The following is a 2,660-nucleotide window of genomic DNA, read 5'->3' as shown; positions in this document are numbered from 1 at the left end:
ATGGTGGCGATTTGGTTTTTCCTAAACCCAAATCCAATAGTTAAATTCCCAACGCCAGTGCTGGTGGCCAAGACGACAAGTGGCCTGTACATTAACATCGTGTACGTGGGCCAGCGTAGCCATGCGAGCCATTTTACTTTTGAATTTCGGGATATTTAAAAAAGAAATTCTGCGTTAACCGCCGTTGATGCAGCTCCCCATCAAACTCTCTTTCAAAGACCTCTGCACAATTAGAGGATTCCCATGATTTGTTGATTTTGGTACTGTTTTCGAGAGTTTTGTGGAGTTTTTGATGGATTTGTTTTTGCGTGAAGCGACGGAGCGGATTGGGGCTGATGATGCGCTGGCGAAGATTGATGCGCTGATGGATTGGCGTTCGTTTTCGCCGATACTCAAGCGCGGTCTTGGGCGATCTGGGGTCGGCCCGCAAGGGTATGATCCACTGGTCTTGTTTAAATGCCTTCTGATTGGTCAATGGCACGGCCTGAGCGACCCCAAGCTGGAGCGTGCGCTAAAGGTGCGGCTGGACTTCATGATCTTTTGTGGGCTCGATTTGCACGCTGCAGTCCCGGATGAGACAACCCATTGTCGGTTCCGCAACGCTTTGGTGAACGGTGGCGTTTATGACGATCTTCTGGCTGAAGTTTGCCGCCAGATTGAAGACCACGGTCTAAAGCTCAAGGAGGCTGAGGCTGCGATTATCGATGCGACTTTAGTGGCAAGCGCAGCGCGGCCCCGCACCTATATTGATGCGCCTGAAGATCGGGCCGAGGGCGAGGCAGCTGATGATCAGCAGATGCATTTCAGCGCCGATCCAGACGCACGTTGGGTGAAAAAGGGTTCAAAAAGCACGCTTGGTTACAAAGGCTTCGCCCGCACTGACGAGGAAGGCTTTGTCGACCGCGTTCACACCAAGCCTGCCAACTGCGCCGAAAGCCCAGAGTTTGAGCATATGATTGTCGGTGCAAGCGCACAGCGCGTGTTGGCGGATAAAGCCTATGCGTCCAAGGCAAACCGGGCCAGTATGCGCGGCAAACACCGCGACGGGATCATGAGGAAGGCTGTGCGCAATCGTCCGCTGCGTGCCTCAGAAAAGCGCTTCAACAAGCTCATCTCCAAACGCCGGTTCCGGGTGGAACAATGCTTCGGCACCATGAAGCGCCTCTTCGGCCTGCACCGTGCACGCTACTTTGGGACCGACAAAACTCACGCCCAGCTGGCGATGGCGGCAATCGGGCAGAACCTGCTCAAGGCCGCAAACAAAATCACCCTCAACACGCAAACCAACGCAATCGCATAACCAAACCCTCAAACGCTTTGTGTCCGCTGAAAACTCAGCGGACCAAGGCGAATGGTCAAATTCCTGAAAATCACAAATCACACCCCGTTACGCAGACGTCTTGACGGTTTAAAGTTGGACATCTCCAAAAATCTATCAATTGGACGCCTCGAATAACTGGTTCATACACTGCTAATGCAATTTGCAATTACATTAGATAAGTATTCATCTGTACATTACTTTCCGTTCATTTTTAAATCCGTGGCTGCTTCGCACAGAAGTTGGTAAATAGCATCTCGATGTTTTTTGCATCGAGCTTAATTCTTTTTCCTGCACAGAACGCCCGAAACGCATCCGCGATCTTGCCAGCATCCCAATTGCAGTTGGCCTTGGCGATCTCTTCCCAAGGAGCCGTATAGCGCACGCTGCCAGACGCGGGGAACGACAGAACTGGTTTTTCGTCTGTGCCTTCCCTGCGTGATTTGCGGCCAGCCTTCGGACGGTCCAATTCAGCCTTTACTCTGGATAAATCGGCTTCCTCTTCCCAAGCAATTTCAACCTCTGCCACAGAGCGCCCAATCTTGTGATAAGTCGCAGTCAGATGCAGCCGTGTTAGGTCGCTGTTGATCTCAGCAATGGCGGGCACAATGATGTTTTGTTTGAAATTTGAGAACCGTGAAGAATGACCTTCTGGTATTCCAAAAACTGCTCGCAATTCGGCCACACTAAACCGCTTGCTGTTAACATGCTTTAAGTTGGTCAGGCTGCTGATGTGCTGGAACAGCAGCACCGAGTATTTGCTTGACAGATGAAAGACCGCTTGCCGATCAAGGATTGCCCAATGGTTTGAGTCTCGCGCCATTTCTTTGAACGTGGTGCGGAAGGTCCAAGAGATTAGAACATCGCCGCCGCCCTCATGGCGGTAATCAATCTTGGCCTGATCGAGCAAGCCGCCCACCGTTGTGGTCATTTTCACGGCATCGTCGATGGTTAGGACCGCCGCTGATAGTTCTTCAAACAAAGGCACCACTGTCTGGCGCGTATGGTTCCGCATTCCCTCAATCTGCTTCAGATCAGATAGGCGCATTTCGTGGCGCACATCGTCAGCCATACGGCCCCCAGCTTTTGCCACCATCAAGTGCATCAGCTTGAGTGATTGGAGGCTTGGCGCGTGTTTGATGTAAACACCCTGCGCCACCTCTGCGGGTAGCACCGTCTTTGTTTGGTCATAGGCACGATCAGCGGCCACTTGTGTTGTTTTCCCCATAGGCATATGTTGTGGCATTTATATAATGCCTGTCAATAAGTATTTAAGTCCCCATATCATGCCTTTAAGTCCCCATATCATGCCTTTAAGTCCCCATATCATGCCTTTAAGTCC

The 2,660-nt window shown here is 51.3% G+C and carries 2 protein-coding genes; one reads left to right on the top strand and one right to left on the bottom strand.

Features of this window, described 5'->3' with window-relative positions; all coding sequences use genetic code 11:
• Window positions 1-292 precede the first annotated feature (292 nt).
• The gene (locus tag Q0231_RS09905) at window positions 293-1,300 is read left to right on the top strand and encodes an IS5 family transposase (protein ID WP_299347505.1); all 1,008 of its coding nucleotides are present in this window, start codon (window positions 293-295) and stop codon (window positions 1,298-1,300) included.
• Window positions 1,301-1,532: 232 nt separating this feature from the next.
• On the opposite strand, the gene Q0231_RS09900 is transcribed toward Q0231_RS09905, so the two are convergent.
• Window positions 1,533-2,564 carry a replication initiation protein gene (locus Q0231_RS09900; RefSeq protein ID WP_299347503.1) on the bottom strand — a complete coding sequence of 344 codons (1,032 nt, stop codon included), beginning with the start codon at window positions 2,562-2,564 and terminating at the stop codon, window positions 1,533-1,535.
• Between the last annotated feature and the right edge of the window lie 96 nt (window positions 2,565-2,660).

Source organism: uncultured Maritalea sp. (genome assembly GCF_937139385.1).
Lineage (GTDB): Bacteria > Pseudomonadota > Alphaproteobacteria > Rhizobiales > Devosiaceae > Maritalea > Maritalea porphyrae_A.
This window is presented reverse-complemented; position numbering and strand designations above follow the sequence as displayed.